This is a genomic window from Burkholderia sp. BCC1977 (assembly GCF_905339595.1).
Lineage (GTDB): Bacteria > Pseudomonadota > Gammaproteobacteria > Burkholderiales > Burkholderiaceae > Burkholderia.
Window position 1 is genome coordinate 77,315 of the sequence record NZ_CAJPGQ010000011.1, and the last position, 24,581, is coordinate 101,895.

20 protein-coding genes are annotated in these 24,581 nt (G+C 68.9%); 3 read left to right on the plus strand and 17 right to left on the minus strand.

Annotation, left to right across the window (positions count from 1 at the left end; translation table 11 throughout):
* Nucleotides 1-12: 12 nt before the first annotated feature.
* The 5 genes from U5771_RS12080 to U5771_RS12100 all read right to left on the minus strand — a co-directional run bounded on the left by U5771_RS12080 (nucleotide 13) and on the right by U5771_RS12100 (nucleotide 7,222).
* Nucleotides 13-4,854, minus strand: a complete 4,842-nt coding sequence (locus U5771_RS12080) for an NAD-glutamate dehydrogenase (protein ID WP_322024179.1) — start codon at nucleotides 4,852-4,854, stop codon at nucleotides 13-15.
* 159 nt (nucleotides 4,855-5,013) lie between these two features.
* The gene (locus U5771_RS12085; RefSeq protein ID WP_124604506.1) at nucleotides 5,014-5,235 is read right to left on the minus strand and encodes a hypothetical protein; all 222 of its coding nucleotides are present in this window, start codon (nucleotides 5,233-5,235) and stop codon (nucleotides 5,014-5,016) included.
* A gap of 116 nt (nucleotides 5,236-5,351) precedes the next feature.
* Nucleotides 5,352-5,540, minus strand: a complete 189-nt coding sequence (locus U5771_RS12090) for a 4-oxalocrotonate tautomerase (RefSeq protein WP_044843193.1) — start codon at nucleotides 5,538-5,540, stop codon at nucleotides 5,352-5,354.
* A 37-nt stretch (nucleotides 5,541-5,577) separates the two neighbouring features.
* Nucleotides 5,578-6,354: a class II aldolase/adducin family protein gene (locus U5771_RS12095; protein ID WP_322024180.1), complete on the minus strand. Its 777-nt coding sequence runs from the start codon at nucleotides 6,352-6,354 to the stop codon at nucleotides 5,578-5,580.
* Entirely contained in the window at nucleotides 6,329-7,222 is an 894-nt protein-coding gene (locus U5771_RS12100; RefSeq protein WP_322024181.1) for an urea transporter, read from the minus strand. The genes U5771_RS12095 and U5771_RS12100 overlap by 26 nt, the downstream gene beginning before the upstream one ends.
* Before the next feature lie 372 nt (nucleotides 7,223-7,594).
* Between U5771_RS12100 and U5771_RS12105 the strand changes: the two genes are divergently transcribed.
* Complete coding sequence (locus tag U5771_RS12105) at nucleotides 7,595-8,149, plus strand: putative glycolipid-binding domain-containing protein (protein WP_322024182.1); 555 nt, start codon at nucleotides 7,595-7,597, stop codon at nucleotides 8,147-8,149.
* Here the strand turns inward: U5771_RS12105 and U5771_RS12110 are convergent.
* The 9 genes from U5771_RS12110 to U5771_RS12150 form a co-directional block, all read right to left on the minus strand.
* Complete coding sequence (locus U5771_RS12110) at nucleotides 8,110-9,057, minus strand: alpha/beta fold hydrolase (protein ID WP_322024183.1); 948 nt, start codon at nucleotides 9,055-9,057, stop codon at nucleotides 8,110-8,112. The genes U5771_RS12105 and U5771_RS12110 overlap by 40 nt on opposite strands.
* A 4-nt stretch (nucleotides 9,058-9,061) precedes the next feature.
* Entirely contained in the window at nucleotides 9,062-9,967 is a 906-nt protein-coding gene (locus U5771_RS12115; protein WP_322024184.1) for a metal-dependent hydrolase, read from the minus strand.
* A complete protein-coding gene (locus U5771_RS12120) occupies nucleotides 9,964-10,902 on the minus strand; it encodes an SDR family NAD(P)-dependent oxidoreductase (RefSeq protein ID WP_322024185.1) in 939 nt (312 codons plus the stop codon). The genes U5771_RS12115 and U5771_RS12120 overlap by 4 nt, the downstream gene beginning before the upstream one ends.
* A gap of 21 nt (nucleotides 10,903-10,923) precedes the next feature.
* On the minus strand, nucleotides 10,924-12,507 hold the full coding sequence (locus tag U5771_RS12125) for an NAD(P)/FAD-dependent oxidoreductase (RefSeq protein WP_322024186.1): 1,584 nt from the start codon (nucleotides 12,505-12,507) through the stop codon (nucleotides 10,924-10,926).
* Nucleotides 12,508-12,750: 243 nt separating this feature from the next.
* The gene (locus U5771_RS12130; RefSeq protein WP_322024187.1) at nucleotides 12,751-13,425 is read right to left on the minus strand and encodes a lysoplasmalogenase; all 675 of its coding nucleotides are present in this window, start codon (nucleotides 13,423-13,425) and stop codon (nucleotides 12,751-12,753) included.
* Between the two features lie 279 nt (nucleotides 13,426-13,704).
* Entirely contained in the window at nucleotides 13,705-14,685 is a 981-nt protein-coding gene (locus U5771_RS12135) for a sulfonate ABC transporter substrate-binding protein (protein WP_322024188.1), read from the minus strand.
* Between the two features lie 123 nt (nucleotides 14,686-14,808).
* A complete protein-coding gene (locus tag U5771_RS12140; protein WP_322024189.1) occupies nucleotides 14,809-15,666 on the minus strand; it encodes a MerR family transcriptional regulator in 858 nt (285 codons plus the stop codon).
* A gap of 9 nt (nucleotides 15,667-15,675) precedes the next feature.
* Entirely contained in the window at nucleotides 15,676-16,236 is a 561-nt protein-coding gene (locus tag U5771_RS12145) for an N-acetyltransferase family protein (protein ID WP_322024190.1), read from the minus strand.
* Between the two features lie 97 nt (nucleotides 16,237-16,333).
* On the minus strand, nucleotides 16,334-17,248 hold the full coding sequence (locus U5771_RS12150) for a LysR family transcriptional regulator (protein WP_322024191.1): 915 nt from the start codon (nucleotides 17,246-17,248) through the stop codon (nucleotides 16,334-16,336).
* A gap of 125 nt (nucleotides 17,249-17,373) precedes the next feature.
* On the opposite strand from U5771_RS12150, the gene U5771_RS12155 reads away from it, so the two are divergent.
* Nucleotides 17,374-18,372, plus strand: a complete 999-nt coding sequence (locus U5771_RS12155; protein WP_322024192.1) for a quinone oxidoreductase — start codon at nucleotides 17,374-17,376, stop codon at nucleotides 18,370-18,372.
* A gap of 99 nt (nucleotides 18,373-18,471) precedes the next feature.
* On the opposite strand, the gene U5771_RS12160 is transcribed toward U5771_RS12155, so the two are convergent.
* Nucleotides 18,472-19,986, minus strand: a complete 1,515-nt coding sequence (locus tag U5771_RS12160; protein ID WP_322024193.1) for an MDR family MFS transporter — start codon at nucleotides 19,984-19,986, stop codon at nucleotides 18,472-18,474.
* A 228-nt stretch (nucleotides 19,987-20,214) separates the two neighbouring features.
* Between U5771_RS12160 and U5771_RS12165 the strand changes: the two genes are divergently transcribed.
* Nucleotides 20,215-21,774: a methyl-accepting chemotaxis protein gene (locus U5771_RS12165; RefSeq protein WP_322024194.1), complete on the plus strand. Its 1,560-nt coding sequence runs from the start codon at nucleotides 20,215-20,217 to the stop codon at nucleotides 21,772-21,774.
* A 95-nt stretch (nucleotides 21,775-21,869) separates the two neighbouring features.
* Here U5771_RS12165 and U5771_RS12170 read toward each other — a convergent pair whose 3' ends face one another.
* Together U5771_RS12170 and U5771_RS12175 are read right to left on the minus strand one after the other, a co-directional pair.
* Nucleotides 21,870-23,537, minus strand: a complete 1,668-nt coding sequence (locus U5771_RS12170; protein ID WP_322024195.1) for an ATP-dependent helicase — start codon at nucleotides 23,535-23,537, stop codon at nucleotides 21,870-21,872.
* Nucleotides 23,538-23,657: 120 nt separating this feature from the next.
* A complete protein-coding gene (locus U5771_RS12175; protein ID WP_059464640.1) occupies nucleotides 23,658-24,512 on the minus strand; it encodes a helix-turn-helix domain-containing protein in 855 nt (284 codons plus the stop codon).
* Nucleotides 24,513-24,581: the final 69 nt, after the last annotated feature.

The window sequence follows — 24,581 nt, forward strand, 5'->3', positions numbered from 1 at the left end:
CGCGACCTTCCGTCACGCGCGTTCGAGCACGGCCATCTCGCGCACGACCACGAGCAGCACCGCGAGGCTCGCACCGCCCGACGCGCGCAGGTCGGCGAGCAGGTGCTCGTAGCGCTGCAGCGCGGCCTCGCGGCGTTCGCGCCACGCGTGGACGATCGTCTCGGGCGCCGTCGAGTCGGCCGATTCCGCGAGCGCGCTGGTGGCGAGCGTGCGCTTGAGCCGCGCGACTTCCGCGAGTGCGGCCGCGCGCGCCAGCATGTCCCAGTGCGTCGGGGTCGGCAGCGAGGCCGCGCGTTCGCCGATCCACCCGTAGTTCAGCAGCGTGCCGAGCGAGAAGTAGACGCCCGCGACCAGTTCGAGGCTGCGGTCGCAGGTCGCGGCCACTTCGGCGATGTCGAGCAGCGCGGCCGAGATGTCGCCGCTCGCGACGCGCACCGCGAGCGCGCTGTCGACACCGGCTTCGACCAGCACGCGTTGCCGCTCGGACAGCGCCTCCAGATCGTCGGCCGGCAGCAGCGACGGCAATTGCGGCGCGATGCGCTGCACCGCGTCGCGGCAGCGCGCGATCAATCCGGCGACGCCGCCGTCGGCCACCGTGCCGGACTGCAGCTGCCGCAGGAACCACAGCGCCGCGCGCTCCAGCAGCCGCGCGACGTCGACGAACATGCGCGCCTGCACGTCGTCGGCGACGCGGTTGTCGAGCGCGTCGATGTCGCGCCACACCGCATCGAGATCGAACACGTCGCGCGCCATGATGCAGGCGCGCACGATGTCGCCCGGCTTCGCGTCGGTTTCTTCCATCAGCCGGTGCACGAACGCGCAGCCGACCCGGTTGACGAGCGCGTTGGTCAGGTGGGTCGCGAGAATCTCGCGGCGCAGCGGGTGGCGATGCATCGGTTCGCTGAAGCGCTGTTGCAGCGGCGTCGGGAAATAGTCGACGAGCATCGCGGCGACGAGCGGATCCTCGGGCACGTCGGATTCGAGCAGCGCGTCGTACAGCCACATCTTGCTGTAGGCGAGCAGCACCGCGCGCTCGGGCGACGTGAGGCCCTGTTTCGCGGCTTGCCGTTCGGCGATCTCGTCGTCGGTCGGCAGGAACTCGATCACGCGGTTCAGGCGGCCCGCGCGTTCGAGCCAGCGCATCAGGCGCGCCTCGGCGTCGAGCAGCTCGACGCTGTAGCGGCCCGCGATCGACAGCGCCTGCGTCTGGTAGTAGTTGTCGCGCAGCACGAGCAGCCCGACTTCGTCGGTCATTTCCGCGAGCAGTGCGTTGCGCTGCTTCTCGGTCATCTCGCCATCGGTGACGACGAGCCCGAGCAGGATCTTGATGTTGACTTCGTGATCCGAACAATCGACGCCGGCCGAGTTGTCGATCGCGTCGGTGTTGATGCGCCCGCCACGCTGCGCGAACTCGATGCGGCCGAACTGCGTGCAGCCGAGGTTGCCGCCTTCGCCGACGACCTTGCAGCGCAGGTCCGCGCCGTTCACGCGCACCGCGTCGTTCGCGCGATCGCCGACCTGCTGGTGGGTTTCGTGCGCGGCCTTCACGTAGGTGCCGATGCCGCCGTTGTACAGCAGGTCGACCGGCGCCTGCAGGATCGCGCGGATCAGCTCGGTCGGCGGCAGCGCGTGCGCGTCGATGCCGAGCAGGGCCTGCACGGCCGGCGACAGCGGGATCGTCTTCGCGGTGCGCGGGTAGACGCCGCCGCCCGCCGAGATCACGGCGGTGTCATAGTCGGCCCAGCTCGAGCGTTCGAGCGCGAACATCCGCTGGCGCTCCGCGAAGCTCGTCGCCGGGTCGGGGTTCGGGTCGAGGAACACGTGGCGGTGATCGAATGCCGCGACGAGCCGGATATGCGGCGACAGCAGCATCCCGTTGCCGAACACGTCGCCCGACATGTCGCCGACGCCGACCACGCTGAAGTCGGTCGCCTGCGTATCGACGCCCATCTCGCGGAAGTGCCGCTTCACCGATTCCCACGCGCCGCGCGCGGTGATCGCCATCTTCTTGTGGTCGTAGCCGACCGAGCCGCCGGACGCGAACGCGTCGTCGAGCCAGAAGCCGTATTCGTGCGAGATCGCATTCGCATAGTCGGAGAAGGTGGCGGTGCCCTTGTCGGCCGCGACGACGAGATACGGATCGTCGGGGTCGTGGCGCACCACGTCGGCCGGCGGCACGATCGCGTTGCCGGCGAGATTGTCGGTCAGGTCGAGCAGGCCGCGCAGGAAGGTCTGGTAGCACGCGATGCCTTCGCGCATCCACGCTTCGCGATCGCTCGGCGGCGGCGGATTCTTCACGACGAAGCCGCCTTTCGAGCCGACCGGCACGATCACGACGTTCTTCACCATCTGCGCCTTCATCAGCCCGAGCACCTCGGTGCGGAAATCCTCGCGGCGGTCGGACCAGCGCAGCCCGCCGCGCGCGACGCGCCCGCCGCGCAGGTGCACGCCCTCGACGCGCGGCGAGTACACCCAGATCTCGAACATCGGCTTCGGCTCGGGCAGGCCCGGCACCTTCGCCGGATTGAACTTGAACGACAGGTACGGCTTCGCTTCGCCGGCCGCGTCGTGCAGGAAATAGTTGGTGCGCTCGGTCGCGTTGATCACGCCGAGGAACTGGCGCAGGATCCGGTCCTCGTCGAGATTCGGCACCTGGTCGAGGGCCGTCTCGATCGCCTTCAGCAGGCGTTCGGCCTGCACGTCGCGCGTGCCGCCCGTGGCCGGGTCGAAGCGCACCAGGAACAGCTCGACGAGTTGCCGCGCGATCGCCGGGTTGCCCGTCAGCGCGCGTTCGATATAGGCGTCGCTGAACGTCGAGCCGACCTGCCGCAGGTATTTCGCATACGCGCGCAGGATCGTGACCTCGCGCGCGCTCAGGTGCGCGCGCAGCACGAGGCGGTTGAAGTCGTCGTTCTCGATCCGGCCGCACCAGATCCGGTCGAACGCGTCCTCGAACAGGCCCTTCACGCGCTCGATGTCGAATTCGGTATCGTCGGCAAGTTCAAGGCCGAAGTCGTGCACCCACGCATGCGCGCCATCCTGCGTCTGGATCCGGTACGGCCGTTCCTCGTCGACGCGCACGCCGAGATGTTCCAGCATCGGCAGGCTGCGCGACAGCGCGATCGGGTCGCCCGCGCGATACACCTTGAAGCGGAACGCGCGCGCCTCGGCCTCGATCGGGCGGTACAGGTTCATCGCGAGCTGGCCCGACTCCTTCACGCGCTCGATCAGTTCGATGTCGCGCACGGCCGTGCGCGCCGGATAGTCGTCGCGATAGCCGGCCGGGAACGAGTCCGCATAGCGCTGCAGCAGGCGGTTGCCTTGCTCTTCGCCGAACGCATCGAGCAGCGCATCCGCGAGATCGTCCTGCCAGCGGCGCGTGACCTGCACGAGCCGCGTTTCGAGTTCGCGCGTGTCGACGTCCGGCATCGTGCCCGGTTCCGCATGGACGACGAAATGAATCCGCGCGATCGCCGATTCCGACAGCAGCGGCGTGAACTCGACGTTCACGCCGTTGTACGCGTCGACGAGCAGCTTCGCGATGCGGCGGCGCAGGTCGGTGTTGTACTTGTCGCGCGGCACGAACGCGAGGCACGACACGAAGCGGTCGAAGCGGTCGCGCCGCACGAACAGGCGTGTGCGCTGGTGTTCCTGCAGGCGCAGGATGCCGAGCGCGATGTCGTAGAGCTGGTCTTCGTCGGCCTGGAACAGTTCGTCGCGCGGATAGGTTTCGAGCACTGTCACCAGCGACTTGCCGAGATGCCCCTTCGGCAGGAAGCCCGCGCGCCGCACGATGTTCGCGCACTTGCGGCGCACGATCGGGATCTCGGCGCTCGACACCATGTACGCGGTCGACGTGTAGAGCCCGAGGAAGCGGCGCTCGCCGGTCACCTTGCCGTCGGCGCCGACCAGTTTCACGCCGACGTAGTCGAGATAGCCGGGCCGGTGCACGGTCGCGCGCGAGTTCGCTTTCGTCAGGAAGATCGGCCAGGGGCCGGTGATGATCTCGGCGGCGGCCGGCGGCAGCGGCGTCAGGTCCGGCGCGCCGGGCGGGCGCAACGATTCGCGCAGCAGGCCGAAGCCCGAGCCTTCGACGCCGCGCAGGCCGAAGCCCGAGCTGTCCGATACCAGCGAGTAGTCGCGCTGGCCGAGGAACGTGAAGTGGTCGGCGGCCATCCATTCGAGGAAGGCGCGCGCCTCGAGGTCTTCCGCGGTCGATTCGCGGGCTTTCAGGTCCTTGATCGTCGCGCGAGCGATGTCGACGATCTTCGGCCAGTCCTCGACCGAGGCGCGCACGTCGCCGAGCACGCGCGCGATGTCGTCGCGCAGCGTGTGGAGCAGCGCGGCGTCGCCGCAGCGGTCGACTTCGAAGTGGATGAACGACGCGAGCTGCGACTGGCCGTCGCCGGCCGTCGCGCCGCCGGCGTCGACGCGCTCGATCGCGCCGTTGCCGCCGCGCCAGATGCGGAACACCGGGTGCAGCGCGGAGTGCAGCGCGAGCCCGAGGCGGTTCACGGCCATCGTCACCGAGTCGACGAGGAACGGCATGTCGTCGTTGACGATCTCGATCACCGTGTGATCGGAATGCCAGCCGTGCTGTTCGAGGATCGGGTTGTACACGCGCAGCCGCTCGCTGCCGGGCACGAATTTCTGGGCGGTCTGCCAGTGCGCCATCGCGGCGCCGTAGAGGTCGGCGATGCCGCGATTCTGCAGATCATCGGCGTCGGCGAAATCGTAGTAATGATGCAGGAACGGTTCGACGATCCGGAACGTGGCTTCGGGCAGGCGCCCGCGCGCGAATTCGACGACATCGGAGAGCAGGTGTGCGACGACTTCTTCGTTCTTCGCTTCCATGGCGGTCTCCTGGTCGGGTGGCCATTGGCTGCTGCGTGTGTTCGGCATTATGCGCCGATTGATGCGCCGATTGCGTGACGGCGCGATGTGCGGGCGCACAACGCGGAGCAGGGAAGGAAGGCTGCGTGCAACGCCGGTATCCGGCGTCGCACGGGCGGGTCAAGCCAGGTCCGGCGGCTTCAGGTCGGGGTGCCGCGCGTAGAGCGGGTTCATGAAGTCGAGCAGCATCGTGGTCAGCAGTTGCGACACGAATTCGCGGTAGGCGACGAATTCGTGTCGCGGGCAGGTCTCGTCGACCTGCCGAAGCGATTGATCCAGTTGCGCACCCATCGACAGGATCATGTCGTTCAGCGCGGCGGCGATACGCTTGTCATCGATCATGCGGTCTCCTTGAGGTCTCCTTGACGCGCCGCATCGTGCGGCGCGTGCGTCCGGAGGTCACCGCAATTCGAACGCCTGTCGCCCGGGAGGTTCCGCCGGCGCCGTACGGGCCGGTATCAACGCTCGTCGCTCCACAGCTTGCCGCCCGTCGCCCAGTTCTCCTTCTTCACGTCGGCGAGGATGATGTCGACCGAGCCCGGGTCGCAGCCGAGCGTCTCGCACGTGACGCGCGTGATCGCTTCGACGAATGCGCGCTTCTGCTCGACCGTGCGGCCTTCGAACAACTGGATATTGAAAGTCGGCATGACTGGATGCTCCGATGGTTGGGGTTGGGAAAGTGCGTCAGTCGCGATACGACGGATCGATCCGGTCGAGGCGGCGCAGCAGCGCCGGCCATTCCAGTTCGCCCTCGATCGCACCGCCGTCGCGCAACTGCCCGGCGGTGCGCTCGGCGACGGCCGGCGCCGGCAGCACGAGCGGCCCGCCGCCTGCCTGCGCGCGCACCTGGATGTCGCAGGCCTTGATCAGCGTATCCATCAGCACATACGCCTCGGCGACGGTCCTGCCGACCGTCAGCGTGCCGTGGTTGCGCAGCAGCATCGCGGATTTCGCGCCGAGGCTGGCGGTCAGCCGCGCGCCTTCGGCCGGCGAGAACGCGAGCGCCTCGTAGTCGTGATACGCGAGGTCGCCGTGAAACCGCAACGCATGCTGCGATGCGGGCAGCAGCCCGTCGCGCTGGATCGACACGGCGATGCCGGCCGTATTGTGCAGGTGCATCACGCAGACGGCGTCCGGCCGCGCGGCGTGCACGGCCGCATGCAGCGCGAAACCGGTCACATTGACAGCGTGTTCGCTTGCGCCGATCCGGTTGCCGGCCAGGTCGATCTTCACGAGATTCGATGCGCGAACCTCGTCGAACGTGAGGCCGAACGGGTTGATCAGGAAATGGCCGGGTTCGCCCGGCACCGTCGCGGACAGATGCGTGTAGATCAGGTCATCCCAGCCGTTCAGCGCGACGAGGCGATAGGCGGCGGCGAGATCGACGCGCAACCGGTGCTCGGCGTCCGAGATCGGGCCACCGGGTTTCACGGTGTCAGGACGGTGTGCGAATGACGACATCGGGTTCTCCGAGGGTAAGGCGGCGCGCGACGGCCACCGTGATCCACGACGCGAGCGCGAACGGGGCCGTGAGCGCGGGGATGCCCGCCTGCATCGCGAGCCACTGGATCAGCGCGGCCAGCGCGGCCGCGGCAAGCGCCGCGCGGGTGCCGCGCGACATCAGCGCGAGCGCGGCGAGTGCGCCGTTGAAACCGAGCAGGCCGTCGGTGAATGCCGCGCCGCCTGTGCCGAGCGCGACCAGCAGCACGGTCGACACGATCGCACCGCCGAGCGCGAACGCGGCCGCGCGGCGGGATGCGGTCGCGATGCCGGCGACGATCAGCGTGCCGGCCCATGCGCCTTGCGCGAAGGTGGTTTGGGCGACGCCCGAAAGCAGCGCGGCGGGGACCGACGAAAGCGTCAGCGCCGCGCTTGTCGCGGCACCGCTCGCATGCTGCGCCGCGACAAACGGCAGCCACAGCGCGGTGGCTGCCAGGCACGGGCTCGAATACGGGCACTGGCGCCATTTCGCGAGCGGGGTGCGCATCGCCCGCTGCACGAGCGCGGCGCCGATTGCGGCGAGCGGCACCAGCACGAGCGCCGCCGGCGGGGCGGGCGCAAACAGGACGGCCACCAGTGCGGCGAGCGCGCCGTTGAAGCCGTGCAGGCCCTGTTCGACGTCGTGGCGTAGCGCGCCGGTCAGCACCGCGGTCAGGTTGGCGGCGGCCGCGCCGACCAGCGCCGCGCACGCGAGCCGCAGGTCGGTCAGCGCGAGTGCGGCGATCAGCATCGCGCCGGTGAACGCGTTCGCCTGCAGCACGATCTGTCCGATGCCGCGCAGCAAGATGCGCAGGTCGATCGACGGCGAAGCGGGGCGGGCGGTAGGCATGGCGGCGGGGAAACAGGACGAGCCGCGAGCATAGGACACAATCCCATGCACCGGAATAGGGAATTCTGGATAGTCAGGATTTGGGGGGGATGCCCTGCATTGGGGCGCGGAGGGGCGGCCGGCGTGCATCCGGTGCGTGTGCTAGCGTTTTCGTGCGATTGTGGCGATTGGGCAGCAAATTCGGGCCGTCGCGCTTGTTTTCATGTGCAGGCCAGCGTGTTGGCGTTTTCGTGCAGGATCGCGGAATGATTCGTGTTTCTGGCGTCTCGATAAGGGGACTATCCATGCAAGTCGTCTTCAAGACTCTGGCAGCTCGCCACGGCATTCCGCTGGCGCAACCGCTGCGTGTCGATTCGATCGTCGGCGGCAGACGTGCGTGAACTGCGCTGGGCGTCGCTCGAGGGCGACGGAATCGAACACCTGACGTTCGATCGGGATGACGCCGGCATCGTCGTCGAAAGCGCCGTGGTCGGCCAGCGGTACGGCCGCGCGTACGGGCTCGCGTACCGGGTCGAGTGCGATCCGCAATGGCGGGTCAGGTATGCGGTGCTGAGGGTGATGGGCGGCGGCACGCTCGAGCTGCACGGCGACGGGGCCGGGCACTGGCGCGATGGTTCAGGCCGTGCACTGCCGGAACTGGATGGCTGCGTCGACATCGACATCGCGGCGACGCCGTTCACGAATGCGCTGCCGATCGGCCGCCTCGGTCTCGCGCGCGGCGAGCGGCGGCCGATCGACGTCGCGTACATCGCGACGCCGGACCTGACCGTGACGCCGGTCAAGCAGGCCTACGCGTGCATCGAGCCCGGCCGGCGCTACCGCTACGAGGGCATCTTCCGGAATTTCACGGCGGAGATGGACGTCGACGCCGACGGGCTCGTGATCGACTACGAAACGTTGTTCAAGCGTCTGCCGACGTTGCGCTGAACCGCCGCTCGCGCTGCCGCGGGTGTTGCGGCCGGTGTTGCCGCCGATGTTGCCACGACCGCCGGTCGTTCATGCGCCGACGCGAACCGGTCGATCCGCGCCGCGATCAGATCGGGATTGCGGACCACGACCCAGTGCGCGCCGTCGATTTCCTCGCGCACGTGCTCGCCGAGCCAGCGATCGAGATCGACCGACATCTCCGGTGTCACATAGCGGTCGCGCACCGGCACGAGGATCTGCACCGGTGCCTGTGCATACCGCTCGCGTGGCTTTCTCGCCCGCGCGAGGAAATTCGCGCGGTAAAGCTGCAACCCGTTCAGCGCGTTCTTCAGCTGCGCCGGATCGCGCTCGGGCCGCACGCGTTCGGTCAACTGCAGCCAGCGCGGCCACAGTGCGGCGCCGCCGAGACGCCAGACCAGCGACGGCACGACCGGCAGATGGAAGAACGCGATGTACCACGACTTCAGGCTCTGCTTGAGCCGCATCTTCGCGCGGAACACGTGATCGAGGCACGGGCCGGAGATCGACGTGTACGACGCGATCCGGCCGCGGAACGCGGGATCGGTCACGGCCTCCCAGCACTGGATCGACCCCCAGTCGTGACCGACCAGATGGAACGGCCGGTCGCCGCAGGTTGCGTCGGCGACGGCCTTCAGGTCCTCCGCGAGCCGCGCAAGCGTGTAGTCCGCGCGGCGGCGCGGCGCATCGGACGCGCCGGCGCCGCGCACGTCGTACGCGATCACGCGATAGCGCTTCGCGAGCCGCGCGCGGACCGGCGCCCACACGGCCGCCGAATCGGGATACCCGTGCACGAGGATCAGCGGCGGCGCGCGCCGCGGGCCGCTGACATGGACGGCGAGTTTCACGGCGCCGGAGCGGACGGTCAGCATTTCGTGTGCGCGCGCCATGACGTCATGCCTGGGGCACCGGATGCAGCGGCACGCGGCGCGGGGCGGCGTGCGCCGCGTAGCGTGCGTTGGTCGCGTCGATGTTCGCGAGCAGCGTGTCGAGCCCCTGCAGGTACTGATGGTTGTCGTGGTCCCACGGATGGAAGCCCGGACGGAAGTAGTCGAGCCATTCGCGCGCGATGCTCGGGAACACGCCGTGCTTCGGGCTGTACAGATACTTCACGAGGCGCCACATGCCGCCGAACCTGCCGTGCTCGCGACGGTGCGCGCGCATCAGGCGAACGTGGAAGTCGAACACGATCGTCCAGAACAATGCCGTCGTCGTCAGCATCGTGCCCGTGCGCAGCAGGTAGCTGCCGAGGCCCGGCTTCATCACGGCGTTCCATACGTCGTACGACACCGCCTTGTGCTCGGTTTCCTCCATCGCGTGCCACATCCACATCTGCTGATAGCCTTCGACCGACCCGTCGATCCGGTGCTCGTGGCCCGACAGCAGCTGGTTCGCGAGGATCGCCGTGTAGTGCTCGAGCGCGATCGTGATCGCGAGCTGCATCGAATGCGGCAGCGTCTTCTTGAAGAAGCCGAGGATCGTCCACAGCCGCTTGTCGAGCTTGTGCGCGGGCAGGCCGGACGACTGCAGCAGGTCGTTGTACTCGATGTGCTCGCGCGTGTGCATTGCTTCCTGGCCGATGAAGCCGAGCACCTGCTTCTTCAGTTCCGGATCCTCGATGCGGTCGCGGTAGTTGCGCACCGAATCCATGAAGAAGCGCTCGCCGGCCGGGAACAGCAGCGACAGCGCGTTCATGAAGTGCGTGACCGGCACGCCCTGGACGTGCCAGTCCTTCGCGTGTTCGGGCGGCAGCGCGAAACGGATGTCGCGCCGCACCGGCATCATGTTCGGGTTCGTCATGATTGTTCTCCTCCCTGATTGCCTGCGTTGTTGTAGGTGGCGTGAAGCGGCGCGGCGGCCGGCGTGCCGTGGCGGGCGGCCGCGCGGCGGGCCTTCGCGGCTTCGCGGCGGGTCGCGAGCACGACGAGCGCCTGGTATGCGGCCGGCAGGATGCGCGCCATCCAGTCCGCGGCCTTCGCGTCGCGGCCGATCAGCACGCGGCGCTTGTTCCTGCGCACGCCGGCGAGGATCGTGCGCGCGGCGTCGTCGGCGGTCGTGATGAAGAATTTCTCGAAGCTGTCCTTGCCTTGCTGCTCGCTCTCGACGATGAAGCCGACCATGTTCTTCGCGACGCGGCTCGACTGCGCGATGTTGGTGCGGATGCCGCCCGGATGCACGCAGGTGGCCGACACGCCGCACTTCATCATGTCGAGTTCCTGACGCAGCGCTTCGGTGAAGCCGCGCACCGCGAACTTGGTCGCGTTGTAGCCGCTCATCCCCGGCTGCGCGAAGATTCCGAAGATGCTCGACGTGTTGATCACGTGACCGTCGCGCGCGGCCTTCAGGTGCGGCAGGAACGCCTTCGTGCCGTGCACGACGCCCCAGAAGTTGATGTTCACGATCCACTCGAGATCGCTGTATTCCATCCCTTCGATCGTGCTCGACAGCGCGACTCCCGCGTTGTTGAAGATCAGGTTGACCTTGCCGTGTTCCTGCGCGGTGTCGTCGGCCCACGCGAACATCGCGTCGCGGTCGCCGACGTCGAGCACGCGCGTCGACACGCGCACGTTCGGCGCGATCGCGCGGACGATCCGCTCGGTTTCGGCGAGGCCGACGCCGTTCTTGTCGGCGAGCGATACGTGGCAGCCGGCCTGCGCGAGCTGGACCGCGAGCGAGCGGCCCATGCCCGAGCCTGCGCCCGTGATCGCGGCGACCTTGTTGGCGAAATCTCTCATGTCGTTGGCTCCTTGTCGGGCTCAGGCCGCTTCGGCGGAAGTGGAAGCGGAAGCGGCGGGCGCGGCGACGGGCCGCGCGCTCATGTCGTGGTGCGGCGCGCGATACGCGTGGTAATCCGCGATCGAGAAGTGCGCGGTGGCCTGGCGGAAGCGCCAGGTGAAGCCCGGCCACAGCGTCGTGTTCTTGCCGGTGCGCGGATCGAGGTACCAGCTCTTGCAGCCGCCCGTCGACCAGATCGCCTTTTTGAGCTTGCCCTGCAGGTCGCTGTTGAACTGCGCCTCGACGAGCGGGCGCACCTCGATCGCATCCGCGCGTTCGCGATGCATGGCTTGCAGCGCGCCGAGGATGTATTCGATTTGCGACTCGATCATGAACACCATCGAGTTGTGGCCGAGGCCCGTGTTCGGACCGACGATCATGAAGAAGTTCGGGTAGCCCGGCAGCGTCGTGCCGAGATACGCGTGCGCGCCGTCGCGCCACGCGTCGACGATGTCGAGGCCGCCGCGGCCGATGATCGCGCCGCGCGGAAACGGATCGGCGACCTGGAAGCCCGTGCCGTAGATCAGGCAGTCGACTTCATGACGCTTGCCGTCGGTCGTCACCACCGCGTCGGCCTCGATGTGGTCGATGCCGGTCGTGATCACGTCGACGTTCTTGCGCGACAGCGCCGGGTAGTAGTCGTTCGAGATCAGCACGCGCTTGCAGCCGAGCGTGTAGTCCGGCGTGACGGTCTTGCGCAGTTCCGGATCCGGAATCTGCTTGCGGATGTGGCGCAGCGCGAGCTTCTGCACGTTCTTCATCAGCGACGGATGGATCGCGAAGCCGAGCACGCGCGATTCGAGCATCCAGTAGATGCTGCTGCGCACGGCCTTCTGCGTGAACGGCAGCGTGCGGAACAGCCATTTCTCGACGCCGGTCAGGTTGCGGTCGGGCTTCGGCATGATCCACGGCGGCGTGCGCTGGAACAGCGCGAGTTCCTTCACGCGCGGCGCGATCCGCGGCACGAACTGGATCGCGCTCGCGCCGGTGCCGATCACCGCGACGCGCTTGCCGTCGAGCGCGTAGTCGTGATCCCACTGCTGCGAGTGGAACGCGCGGCCCTTGAAGTTCTCGACGCCGGGAATCGCCGGCAGCGCGGCGCGCGACAGCCCGCCCATCCCCGACACCAGCACGCGCGCCGACAGCCGCTTGCCGTTCGCGAACGTGAGGCGCCAGCGCTGCGCGGCTTCGTCGTATTCGGCGCGCTGCAGTTCGTGGTTCAAGCGCAGGTGCGGGCCGACGCCGAAGCGCTGCACGCAGTCTTCCAGGTACGCGCGAATCTCCGGCTGCGGCGCGAACATGCGCGTCCAGCGCGGGTTCGGCGCGAACGAGAACGAGTAGACGTGCGATTGCACGTCGCATGCACACCCGGGGTAATGATTGTCGCGCCACGTGCCGCCGACCGACGCGGCCTTCTCGAGGACGACGAAGTCGGTCACGCCTGTCTGCCGCAGGCGAATGGCCATCCCGAGACCGGCGAAGCCGGTGCCGATGATGGCGATGTCGGTGGTTTCATCCAGGCCGTCGTGGCCGGGCGGGCCGAAAGGCAACGTGCGAGCATTCATCCGGGTGTCTCCGATTTGGCTCATTTTCGAATGTTACATTGTTTGATGTAACGATAGAGGGTGAGCCTGGAAACCGCAAGAGGCTAGAAGCAGCGCTCTAAGGGCCGGAAGCCGCGCGGGAAAAGGCTGAGCGGGGTTTGGAACGGTGTGGTTTCCGCATTGCGGAATGCGCGGAAACGGCCGTCGGCAGGGCGGGAGAGGCGGGAGACCAGGCCGCCGGTGCACGGCGGCCTGTTTGAAACACTATCGGGGACGGATCGAGCGGGCGGCCGTCTCATGGAAAACCCCGGCGACGATCGTGACCTGCGCGAGCGCGTAGAGGCCCCAGATCAGGTAGTCGATGCCGGGAAAGCCGCCGAGGAAGCGTCCGACGCCGATCAGCGTGTCGGAGCCGACGAAGATCAGGCTGCCGACGGCGACCAGCGGGCCGCGCGTGCGCGCCGCGAGCGCGAAGCTCGCCATCGCGCACAGCACGAGCATGTAGACGGCGACCGGTACGAGCAGTTCGCCCAGGTGCGGAAGGAACGCCGCGTAGAACGAGGGCGCGGCGATCCACAGCCCGATCAGCGCGACGATGCGCCAGCCGTGCGGCCGCACGCGCCAGCGCACGAAGATCGCGCAGTAGCACAGGTGCGTGAGCAGGAACGCGCCGAGTCCGAGAACGAACGACAGCGGCCAGTCGGGCAGCGCGAGCAGCACGTCGCCGAGCACGGCGGTGGCGAGCGCCGCGCACAGCCACGCGCGTTCGCGCGGTGCCACGCAGGTGCTGCCGGCCGCGAGCAGCAGGATGCCCATCGCGGCTTTCGCGGCGGCCTGGCCGGGATAGGGCGCGGCGGCGAGCGACAGGCCGTACAGCAGCGCGGCGGCGACGGCGAGCGGCCAGAGCCGGCGGTAGGTGGCGGGAAGCGTGGCGATCAAGGCGGGGGTCTCCGGGTTGTTTTTGTCGGTGGTGGGTGGCGCGCCGTCGTGGGTGCGGCTGCCGGCCATTATCCGGAAGAACGGGAGGAGGAAAACCGGCGAATCCTTCTAGGACGCGATCCCGGCCGCGCATGTGACGTGCGGCTTGTCGTGTTGGTGACGGCAGAAGAAGGTGGTGGTGTGCCGGCGCAGGTCGGCGCGCACGGCCGCGGGACGTGAAAGGCCGGCGCGCAGGGGGCCCGTCGGCCTGTTTCGACTGCTGGACGCTGCGTCCGCGTGTTACTTCGCCGCGAGCGCGCTTGCCACGCGCTTGTCGATCCACGCGTTATCCGCCACGCTCGGCTTCCGCGGAATCAGCTTCGCTGCGTAGAACGCATCGGCCACTCCTTGCTGGACGGCGACGATCTTGTCATCGACCGGCACCGCCCCGAACGGTACGCGCTTGATCCAGGTTTCCACGAGCGGCAGCGGCAGGCCGACCTTCGGCGCGATCAGCGCGGCGGTCTCGGCCGGATGCCCGTTGACCCACAGGCCGGTCTCGCGCAATTGCTTCAGGATCGCGCCGACCACGTCGGCATGTTGCTCCGTGAACCCGCGCGTTGCCTCGTAGAAGTTGTTCGCCGGCGTGAGGCCCGTGTAGTCGGACAGCGTGCGGATCTTCAGCGAATTCTGGGCGGCCGCGTAGTACGGATCCCAGACGGCCCATGCATCGACGTTGCCGCTCTCGAACGCGGCGCGCGCGTCGGCGGGCGGCAGGTACACGGGGCGGATCTCGTCGTAGCGCACGTTTGCCTTCTTCAGCGCTTCGAGCAACAGGTAGTTCGCGCTCGAACCCTTCTGCAGTGCGACCTTCTTGCCGCGCAGGTCCGCGAGCGAGCGGATCGGCGAATCGGCCTTCACGAATACGGCTTCGTTGTGCGGCGACGGCGGTTCCGCGGCGACGTACACGAAGCGCACACCGGCCGCCTGCGCGAACACCGGCGGCGGCGCGCCCGTGTAGCCGAAGTCGATGCTGTTCGCGTTCAGCGCCTCGAGCAGTTGCGGGCCGGCCGGGAATTCGAACCACTGGACGTTGTAGCCGAGCGGCTTGAGGCGCGTCTCGAGCGCGCCCTGCGTCTTGACGACCGACAGCAGGCCGGCCTTCTGGTAGCCGATGCGCACGACCTTGTCGGCGCTGCCTTGCGCGAACGCCGATGTGGCGGCGACGGCGACGAGCGCCGTCGCGGCGGTGCGGGTGATCCAGCGGGTGAAACGAATCATCGAACGGACTCCATGCGAAACGTCTTCGGAGAGCGGCGCGTGCCGCTCGGTTGGAAGAATCGTCGCACGGGCGATCGGACCCGCAAACGAAGCATTGCCGATATGAATATGACGGCGGCGGTCCTATGCTTTGTCGCCGTCGCCTTGCGTGTCGGAGGTATCGGACGCGCCGGACGTGCCGGCCTGCCGCGCTGCTTCGTCGCTGAGTTTCTTGTCGAGGATCGTCGCGACACGGCCGCCCAGATACGCACTGGCCGCGTTCTCGAGCGCGCGGTTCGTCTCGCCTTCGACGAACACGGCCGCGAGCGGACGCAGGCGCCAGATCGCATCGACGAGCGCGGGCACGTCGGTGACCGGCGGCAGCGTGCCTTCGTCATAGCGGTCGAGCCGCTTCACGACGAGATCGACGAGCAGCCGCGCGATCGCGTCGAAGTGCGGCCGCGCGAGGCTGATCACGTCGAGCAGTTCGCGCGGCGGGATGCCTTCCTTGGTCATCGCGGCGGCCGCCTCGAGCAGCGCGGGGCTTTTCGCGACGAACGACAGGCCGCGCCGTTCGAGCAGCCCGAGTTCGGTCACGCGCGACAGTTGCGATGCCGTCTGCGGGCCGAACATCTGCGCGAGCGCGGCGAGCGAATAGGTTTTCGGGAGTTCGTGCGACCAGCGGCCGCCGATCGCGTTTTCCAGGCCGAGGATCGAGCGCAGGTCGTGACCTTCGTCGATCGCCATGATCAGGTCCTGGATGTTCGACAGCGTGTAGCCGCGTGCGAGCAGGTGGTTGATCAGCTTGAGGCGTGCGACGTGCGTGTCGTCGTAGATGCCGACGCGCCCGCGCTTCTCGGGCGGCGCGAGCAATCCGCGATCCTGGTACGCACGGACGTTGCGCACGGTCGTGTCGGACACGCGCGCGAGCTCGTCGACCGTGTATTCGTTGCGGGAATCCGCTGCGGCCTCGTCTGGCATGGTTGGAGTCTGTTTTGACATGCGGCCATTCTAGCGCGACGCGACAGGCTCGGGCGAGGCGGGGCGCGTGCGTGCGCCGTCGCCGAGCGCGCGCTGCATCAGCACGGTATCGATCCAGCGGCCGTGCTTGAAACCGACCGCCTTCAGCACGCCCGCCGGCTCGAAACCGAAGGCGCGGTGCAGCGACGTCGAGCCGCCGGTGCCGCCGTCGGCGATCACCGCGATCATCTGCCGCCACGGGCCAGCCTCGCAACGCGCGATCAGCGCCGCGAGCAGCGCGCGGCCGATGCCGCGGCCGCGCTGCGCGTCGTCGATGTAGATCGAATCCTCGATCGTGTGGCGGTATGCGCTGCGCGTGCGATACGGCGTCGCGTACGCGTAGCCGGCGAGGCGGCCGTCGCATTCCGCGACGAGATAGGGCAGCCCGTGACGCAGCACCGCGTCGCGGCGCGCGCGCAGTTCGCCGACGTCGGGCGGCGTCTCCTCGAACGACGCGACGCTATGGCGCACGTGGTGTGCGTAGATCGCGTGAATGGCGGCGAGATCGGCATCGGTCGCGTCGCGGACGACGCAGGCGGGAGCGGCGGGCATGGTGGCGGAGCGGGCGGACGAAACCGCTACTATGCCGGCCGTCGGGCGGCGCGGTAAAGGCATTGGCCGCGTTGCGCGCGTGCAGCGGAGGTCAAACCTACAAATGGCCGTCCGCGTCGCGAACCGCGTCGGCGATCGCATCCGCGACGCGTTGCACGCGCGGCGAGCGGCGCACGTCCGGGTGGACGACGAGCCAGATCTCGCGCTCGACGTCGCAACGCGGCACCGACGTCAGCTCGACGAGTGCGGTGGGGGCCGGCAACGACGGATCGGCCGCGGCCGGCGTGCCCGGGCCCGCGTTCGCCGCCGGCGCGTCGACGAGAAAGCGCGGCAGCAACGCGATCCCCGCGCCGGCCACGCACGCGCGATGCAGCGCGGCCAGGTCGTTGGCGATGAACGCGAAGCGACGCCCGGCCGCGAAGCGTTCGAGCCATTGCTGCTGCGGCATCTGCGCGAGCGCGTCGTCGTAGCCGAGGAACGCCCAGGTGTCGGGCGGCGCGGCGGCCCAGTCGGGCGACGCGCACAGCGCGAAGCGCATCGTGCCGAGCCGGCGCGCGGCCAGCCCCGGCTCGCTCGGCCGCGACAGGCGCACCGCGAGGTCGGCTTCGCGCGCGTACAGGTTCGCCGCGTGCATCTCGCCCATCAGATCGATCCGCAGCGCGGGCCACGCGCGCTGCGCGCGGGCAAGCCGCGGCGCGAGGAAGTGGCTCGCGAACACCGGCGACGCCGACACGCGCACGACACCGTCGAGCGCCGCCGCCCCCTGCGCGGCGCGCGCGAACGCATGCACGTCGGCTTCGACACGGGCCGCATGCTCGGCGAGATGCAGCCCTTCATCGGTCGGCGGCCAGCCGCGCGGCAGCCGGTCGAACAGCCGGATGCCGAGCGCGGACTCCAGCGCATCGATGCGCCGGGCGACCGTCGAATGCTGGACCTGCAACGCCCGCGCGGCGGCCGACAGGCTGCCGCCGCGCATCACCGCGAGGAAATAGCGGAGGTCGTCCCAGCTCATCGGCGGCGTGGACGCTGGTGTCGGGTCGGTCGAATTGTGCACAGTAAATGGGCGTGTATCGGGAATTCCGATCGATTATGCACGATGGGATGATCGTGTCACTTCATTCGATTGCGAGGAACGTCATGACCCAAACTGCCACCGCCACCCGGATCGGGATCGACCGCTACGGCGACGCCGGCGTGCTGCGCCGCGTCGATGCGCCCGTCGTGCCGCCCGGCGCCGGCGAGGTGCGGATTCGCCAGACCGCCGTCGGCGTGAATTTCGTCGACATCTATTTCAGGACCGGTGCGCATCCGTTGCCGGCACTGCCGGACGCACTCGGCGTGGAGGCGGCCGGCGTGGTCGACGCGGTGGGGCCCGGCGTGACCGCGCTCGTCCCGGGCCAGCGCGTCGCGTACGCGGGGTTGCCGACCGGCAGCTACGCGAGCCTGCGCACGCTGCCCGCCGAGCGGGTGGTGCCGGTGCCCGACGGCGTGAGCGACGACGCGGTCGCGGCCGGGCTGCTGAAAGGAATCACCGTTTACATGCTGCTGCATCGCGTGCGGCCGGTCGGCGCCGGCGATACCGTGCTCGTGCATGCGGCTGCCGGCGGCGTCGGGTTGCTGGCGACGCAGTGGGCGCGCGCGCTCGGCGCACGAGTGATCGGCACGGTCGGCTCGGCCGCGAAGGCGGCGCTGGTGCGTGCGCACGGGGCGGAAGCGGCGGTCGATTATCGCGAGGCGGATTTCGTCGCGGCGGCGCGTGCTTTCGGCGGCGGCGCGGGCGTCGACTATGCGATCGACGGGATCGGCGGCGACGTGCTGACGCGTACGCTCGGCGCGGTCCGGCCGTTCGGGATGGTCGCGAGCATCGGGCAGGTTGCCGCGATCGGCGCGCGGCATACGATCGATCTCGACGAACTGGGCCCGGCACGCTCGATCGCGCTGGCGCGGCCGAGCGTGCTGGGTTTCATCGCGCGTGACGTCGCGGGGTATCGGGAAGCGGCGCGCGCGACGCTCGAACGGCTCGCGGGCGGGATGCACGTCGAGATCGGCGCGCGGCTGCCGCTGGAGCAGGCGGCCGACGCGCATCGTTTGCTGGAGTCGCGGCAGACGACGGGCGGGGTGGTGCTGGTGCCGTGACGGCGGGCCGGGCGGCACGGCGATCGCAAATCGGGAGAACGGTCGCCGCGCGGCTTCGATCGGCGGGCCGGCGCCGCCTTGCCGCCGCCGGCCCGCAAATCAGTTGTGCTTGCGCAGCGGCGCACTCTGGACGAACCACGCGAGCACGAACGCGATCGCGATGATGCCCGCCGCCGACAGATACACGACATGCAGCGACCCGGCGAACGCATGCAGGTACGCATCGCGCACCGCCTCCGGCAACTGGTGCACGGCCGCCGGACCGAGCGCGGGCGGCAGCTCCGTGCCCGCCGGCAGCGCCTGCGCGATCCGCGACTCCAGCCCGTGCGAGAACAGCGCGCCGAACGCGGCGACGCCGAGCGAGCCGCCGATCGAGCGGAACAGCGTCGCGCCCGACGTCGCGACACCCATGTGCCGGAATTCGACCGTGTTCTGCACCGCGAGCGTCAGCACCGGCATCACCATGCCGAGCCCGATCCCGAGCAGCGCCATGTACGCATACATCGTGTGCAGCGGCGTGTCGAGCGACAGCGTCGACAGCAGCGCCATCGCGACACCGCCGATCAGCGTCCCCGCGATCGGAAACGGCCGATACGTGCCGAGCCGCGCGATCAGCCGGCCGCTCGCGACCGACATCGCGAGCATCCCGCCCATCATGGGCAGCAGCTGCATCCCGGCCTGCGATGGCGTCGAGCCCTTCACGACCTGCAGATAGAGCGGAATGAAGGTGACTGAACCGAACAGCGCGATGCCGACGACGAAGCCGATCAGGCTCATCAGCACGAAGGTGCGCTGGCGGAACAGTTCGAGCGGCATGATCGGCTCGGCCGCGAGGCGCTCCTCGTAGATGAAGCCGCCGATCGCGACCACGCCGAGCACGAGCGTCATCCACAGCTGCGGCGACGACCACGGCAGCAGCGACCCGCCTTCGCTCGTGAACAGGATCACGCAGGTGAGGGCCGTCGCGAGGAACGCGGCGCCCATGTAGTCGATCCGGTGCTTCACGTGCGCGGCGTGCGGCCGGAACGCGATGCCGATCACCGCGAGCGCGAGCAAGCCGAGCGGCAGGTTGATCGTGAAGATCCAGCGCCACGACAGGTGTTCGACCAGGAAGCCGCCGAGCAGCGGCCCGACGATCGTCGCGAGGCCGTACACGCCGCCGAACATGCCCTGATAGCGTGCCCGGCGGTCGGGCGGGACGAGGTCGCCGATCGCGGCCATCGTGACGACCATCAGCCCGCCGCCGCCGAGCCCCTGCAGCGCGCGCAACACGATCAACTGGGTCATGTCCTGCGCGACGCCGCACAGCGCGGAGCCGGCGAGAAACAGCACGATCGCGGCCTGCAGCACGATCTTGCGGCCGTACAGGTCGCCGAGCTTGCCGTACAGCGGCAGCACCACCGTCGACGACAGCAGGTACGCGGTGACGACCCACGACAGCTGGTCGAGGCCGCCGAGCTCGCCGACGATGGTCGGCAGCGCGGTCGACACGATCGTCTGGTCGAGCGCGGAGAGCAGCATGACGAGCAGCAGCGCGGCGACGATCAGCCCGGTCGGCGCGTCGCGGCGGGCCGCATCGGCGGCCGGCGGGGCAAGGAGGGTATCGGTTCTCATCGAGATATCTGCCATGGCAGGGAATTGAGCGAAATATAGAGGTAATTGATTGCCTGGTCAATTTCTGCCCGGCCTCGATTTGTTGCATCGGTAACAGGAGATTGCCACCCCGGAAATTGACCGTGATCAGCCGGAAAGAGGGCCGGACTCAAGTTTCTTGCAGGCAAACCGTAATACAGAGTGCCGCCGACCGATTGCCGCGGCACTTTTTATCGCTCACGTCCCGTCATGAACCTGAACGCCCTGTTTTCCCGTTTCTCGATCCGTACGCGGATTTTTTCCACGCTCGGTCTCGTCGCCGTGCTGCTCGTCGTGTCGGGCCTGATCGGCCTGACCGGCATGCAGCGCTCGAACCGTGCGCTCGACGAGGCTTATACGCGCCAGCTGGCCGCGAAGACCGCGCTGTCCGCCGCCAGCCTGAACCTGACGATCGTGCGCACCACGCTCGACCGCGCGCTGCTGCATCCGGAGGCGCCGGAAGTGCCCGATCTCGTCAACAAGGCCGAGAACTACCTCGCGAAGGCCGACGCCGCGTGGCGCACCTACGCGACGATGCCGCACGACGGCGACGAAGGCCCGCTCGCGACGCGGCTCGACGCCGCGCGCCAGGCGCTGATCGGGCAGGCACTGAAGCCGCTGATCGACGCGATTCGAGCAGGACGTCGCGACGACGCCGACCGGCTGCTGATGACGGTCGCGCCGCCGCTGTCGGTCGCGCTCACGCAGGCGACCGATGCGCTCGATGCGTACCAGGCCGCGCGCGGCAAGGATGTCTACGACACCGCGCAGACCTATTACGGCTGGATGCGCGCAGGTGCGATCGCCGGCATTGCGTTCGGTCTCGCCGCGTGTCTCGGCTGCGCGGTCGGCCTGCATTTCGCGATCACGCAACCGGTGAACCGGCTGCTGTCGCATTTCCGCCGCCTGTCGGACGGCGACCTGACGTCGGAAGTGCGCTGGTCGTCGCGCGACGAGATGGCCGAACTGGTCAAGGGCGTGACGGGCATGCAGCGCAGCCTCGCCGACACGGTGCGCCAGGTCAGCCAGGGCTCCGAAGCGATCTCGACCGCGACGCACCAGATCGCGGCCGGCAACACCGACCTGTCGCAGCGCACCGAGGAGCAGGCGTCCGCGCTGCAGGAGACGGCCGCGAGCATGGAACAGCTGACGGCGACCGTGAAGCAGAACGCCGATCACGCGGTCGAGGCGCAGGCCTGCGCGGACAACGCGAGCGAGATCGCGACGCGCGGCGCGACGGTCGTCGGCGAAGTGATCGGCACGATGAACGAGATCGACCAGAGTTCGCAGAAGGTGGCCGACATCATCGGCACGATCGAGGGCATCGCGTTCCAGACCAACATCCTCGCGCTGAATGCGGCGGTCGAAGCCGCGCGCGCGGGCGAGCAGGGCCGCGGCTTCGCGGTGGTCGCGGGCGAGGTGCGCACGCTCGCGCAGCGCTCGGCGTCGGCCGCGAAGGAGATCCGCACGCTGATCGGCGAGTCGGTCGAGCGTGTCGCGACGGGTTCGCGGCTGGTCGGCGTGGCCGGCGCGACGATGCAGGACATCCAGCAGGCGATCGGCCGCGTGACGGGCATCATGACCGAGATCGCGGCCGCGTCGAACGAGCAGCGCGACGGGATCGAGCAGGTGAACCGCGCGGTGTCGCAGATGGACCAGGTGTCGCAGCAGAACGCGGCGCTGGTCGAGCAGGCGGCGGCGGCTGCCGCTTCGCTCGAGGAGCAGGCCGACGGGCTGCGCCGCGCGGTGGGGGCGTTCCGGGTCGCATGACGCACGGTGTGGCGGAAGCCCGGGGGCGGGCGGTCAGTCCGATGCGCGCCCGCCATCCGTCGCCATCCGTCGCCATCCGTCGCCATCCGCCGACCTCAGCCGCCCGTGAGCTGCGCGGCCGAGCGCGCCGACGCGACGAGCAGCAGCTTCATCGTCGCGCGAGTCGCGCCGACGAACAGCTTGCGGGCCGCGCGCGCATCGAGCGTGTCGAAGTCGATCTCGGTGAGGATCACGCACGGTGCGGATTGCCCCTTGAAGCGGTAGATCGAATCGAGCAGCACGTCGCCTTCGCGATATTCAGGGTTGCCGAACAGGTCGTACTTGCCGGTGAAGCGCTTGACCCGGTGCGGGCCGAGCTGGTCGAGCCGCGCGAGCACCGAGCTTTCGCGGCCGCGATACGACAGCACCGCGATGTCCTGCTTGCGGAAGCCGAGCGACAGTGCGTGCGTGATCGCGCGCTTGGTCGCGTCGATGCACGCATCGGCGAGTGCGTCGCCCGACGCGCCGCCTTCCCCGTAGGACGACACCGACGGATCGGATCCGTCGAACGGGCTGCCCGAGCGCAGTTCGGCCGCGAGCGGCTCGACGCGGCCGACGACGTCGCGCACGAATTCGAGCAGGTCGCGCGGGCTGCGGTAGTTCGTCAGCGCCTTCAGCGTGACCCAGCCGGGCAGCGCGACGGGCTCGCGCAGATAGAGGTTCTGCAGCGGATCTTCCAGCCACCACCATGCGCCGTCCGGCACCAGCAGGCGCTCCAGGGCCGCCGCCCACGGCGCGTGGAAATCCTGTCCCTCGTCGACGATCAGCACATCGAAGCGCCAGCGTTCCGGAATCGGCGCTTCCGCGAAGTGTGCCTCGAGCCGCTCGAACGCGCCGGGCGCGTCGAAGTCGGGCGTATAGCCGCCGTCGCGGGCCACCCAGTCGCACAGCTGATGGTAGTTCGCGATCTTCGCGCCGGGCGGTGCGATGCGCGCGATGTAGTCGGCGAGCGGCCGGTTGAAGCACACATAGAGCACGCGCTTGCCCGCCGCGACCGCATCGCGCATCGCCTGCACCGCGAGCTGCGTCTTGCCCGAACCGGCGGTGCCCGTCACGCGCAAGCGAAACGGCGTGAACTCGAGCTGGCGCGCCCACGCGGCAAGCCCGCCCGACAGCCGCGTGACGAGCGTGCCGGCCTGCCCGACGAGCGCACTCGTGTCGGGCGTGAGCGCCAGCTCGTCCGCCAGGAAATGATGCAGCTTCGCTGCGTTCGGCAACGGTTCGTCATGCTCGGGCAGGACCTGTTGGATCACCTGCGCGAGCTGCGCCTTGCGCGACGCGTCGACGATGCGGTCGGCCGCGACGCCGGCGATCGCCGTCTCGCGGATCGCGTAGTCGGGGCAATACAGCAGCGCCTCGACGCCATAGACGCCCGCGCCGAGCGCGGCGGTCAGTCGCCGATGCAGCGTCTCCTGCGTGCGCGCGAGCTGGATCGGGACGTTGCGCTCCTTCTGCAGGTAGACCTTCACGAGCCCCTTCGGCGTTTCACGCAGGAAGCCGGCCTTCTGCTCGATCAGCAGCACGCGGCCGGCCGGGCTGACGACGACGAACGCCGCTTCGCCGAACACCGAGAAGCCCTGGTCGGCACGCGTCCAGTGCACGCCGTGATAGACGGTGTAGCTGTCCGGCAACGCGTGTTCGAGGGCGGCAAGCGTCTCGCGCTCGCGTTCGGCCGCGCCGGTGGCGGCGAGGCTTTTCCAGTCGTCGGGAATGAGGCGGGCCATGAAGTCGGGCGGCGGAGGCCGGTCGTGAACGAGGTCCGGCTATTGTACTGAGGAACCTGTTCACGACCGCCGCGCCGCACGGGCGCCGGCCATGCGAAAGAGGTAGACGGCGTGCGGGAATTACCCGCGTGCGAGCCGCTTCGCGAGATCGGCGCTGAGGATCGCCATGCGCGCGGGTTTTTCGTAGCAGACGACGTCGAACGCGCGGATCACTTCGCTGATGTCCGCTTCGCTCGCGCGGCCCGTGAGCAGGTCGCCCGTCAGCACGAAGATCGGCGCACCCGGGTTGTCGGACGTGCGTACCGCCTTGATCGCGGTGGCGGCCGTGCTGTCGTCGAACAGCCATTCGGTGACGACCGCGTCGAACGCCTGGCCCTGCAGCGCGTCGACGAACGGCGCGAGGCCGTCGAACGCGGCCGTCGCGAAACCTTGCCGCTCGAGATAGCGGCACAGCTCGGTCGCGCTCACGCGATCGGGATCGATCACCGCGACGACGAGCTTGTCGCTCTCCGCGCGGCGCGGATAGATCTCGATCTTGTGCACGTCGTACGCGTTCTGGTACAGCACGCCCGTATGGCGCAGCACGCGCCAGCGGCCATTCTGTTCGTACGCGACGAACTCGGGGCGCGCGCCGGCTTCGAGCGGCGCGCCGATCCAGGCGGTGCACGGAATTTCGGCGACGCCGGCGTACAGGACGGCCTCCTGCGAATAGGCGCCGACCATGCCGGGGTCGAGCGTCTGCGCGCCGAACAGTTGAGCGGCGGGCTCGCCGTACGCTTCGGCGACTTTCTTGATTTGTGCGAGCGTCCAGGGGCTGCTGCCGCGCAGTTTGCGGTGACCCTGCGAAAAGCTCAGGTCGAGGATGCGGCACAGCTCGGTGGTTTGCTGGCGCTTGCCGATGCCGTTGCGGGTCATCAGCTCGCGCACGCGCTCGGCAACCGCGAGGGAATCCGTGGTGATTGCTTCAGTGGTCATGCTACGGGAACGGATCGTGACGTTCAGAACGACGCCTTGCGGCAGTCTCGGCGGACAGTCTTGACGACG

What these genes read in the sequence shown, in the direction of transcription:
- U5771_RS12080 (WP_322024179.1), bottom strand. Translation starts at nt 4,854, where the DNA reads ATGGAAGCGAAGAACGAAGAAGTCGTCGCACACCTGCTCTCCGATGTC.
- U5771_RS12085 (WP_124604506.1), bottom strand. Translation starts at nt 5,235, where the DNA reads ATGATCGATGACAAGCGTATCGCCGCCGCGCTGAACGACATGATCCTG.
- U5771_RS12090 (WP_044843193.1), bottom strand. Translation starts at nt 5,540, where the DNA reads ATGCCGACTTTCAATATCCAGTTGTTCGAAGGCCGCACGGTCGAGCAG.
- U5771_RS12095 (WP_322024180.1), bottom strand. Translation starts at nt 6,354, where the DNA reads ATGTCGTCATTCGCACACCGTCCTGACACCGTGAAACCCGGTGGCCCG.
- U5771_RS12100 (WP_322024181.1), bottom strand. Translation starts at nt 7,222, where the DNA reads ATGCCTACCGCCCGCCCCGCTTCGCCGTCGATCGACCTGCGCATCTTG.
- U5771_RS12110 (WP_322024183.1), bottom strand. Translation starts at nt 9,057, where the DNA reads ATGGCGCGCGCACACGAAATGCTGACCGTCCGCTCCGGCGCCGTGAAA.
- U5771_RS12115 (WP_322024184.1), bottom strand. Translation starts at nt 9,967, where the DNA reads ATGACGAACCCGAACATGATGCCGGTGCGGCGCGACATCCGTTTCGCG.
- U5771_RS12120 (WP_322024185.1), bottom strand. Translation starts at nt 10,902, where the DNA reads ATGAGAGATTTCGCCAACAAGGTCGCCGCGATCACGGGCGCAGGCTCG.
- U5771_RS12125 (WP_322024186.1), bottom strand. Translation starts at nt 12,507, where the DNA reads ATGAATGCTCGCACGTTGCCTTTCGGCCCGCCCGGCCACGACGGCCTG.
- U5771_RS12135 (WP_322024188.1), bottom strand. Translation starts at nt 14,685, where the DNA reads ATGATTCGTTTCACCCGCTGGATCACCCGCACCGCCGCGACGGCGCTC.
- U5771_RS12140 (WP_322024189.1), bottom strand. Translation starts at nt 15,666, where the DNA reads ATGTCAAAACAGACTCCAACCATGCCAGACGAGGCCGCAGCGGATTCC.
- U5771_RS12145 (WP_322024190.1), bottom strand. Translation starts at nt 16,236, where the DNA reads ATGCCCGCCGCTCCCGCCTGCGTCGTCCGCGACGCGACCGATGCCGAT.
- U5771_RS12150 (WP_322024191.1), bottom strand. Translation starts at nt 17,248, where the DNA reads ATGAGCTGGGACGACCTCCGCTATTTCCTCGCGGTGATGCGCGGCGGC.
- U5771_RS12155 (WP_322024192.1), top strand. Translation starts at nt 17,374, where the DNA reads ATGACCCAAACTGCCACCGCCACCCGGATCGGGATCGACCGCTACGGC.
- U5771_RS12160 (WP_322024193.1), bottom strand. Translation starts at nt 19,986, where the DNA reads ATGAGAACCGATACCCTCCTTGCCCCGCCGGCCGCCGATGCGGCCCGC.
- U5771_RS12165 (WP_322024194.1), top strand. Translation starts at nt 20,215, where the DNA reads ATGAACCTGAACGCCCTGTTTTCCCGTTTCTCGATCCGTACGCGGATT.
- U5771_RS12170 (WP_322024195.1), bottom strand. Translation starts at nt 23,537, where the DNA reads ATGGCCCGCCTCATTCCCGACGACTGGAAAAGCCTCGCCGCCACCGGC.
- U5771_RS12175 (WP_059464640.1), bottom strand. Translation starts at nt 24,512, where the DNA reads ATGACCACTGAAGCAATCACCACGGATTCCCTCGCGGTTGCCGAGCGC.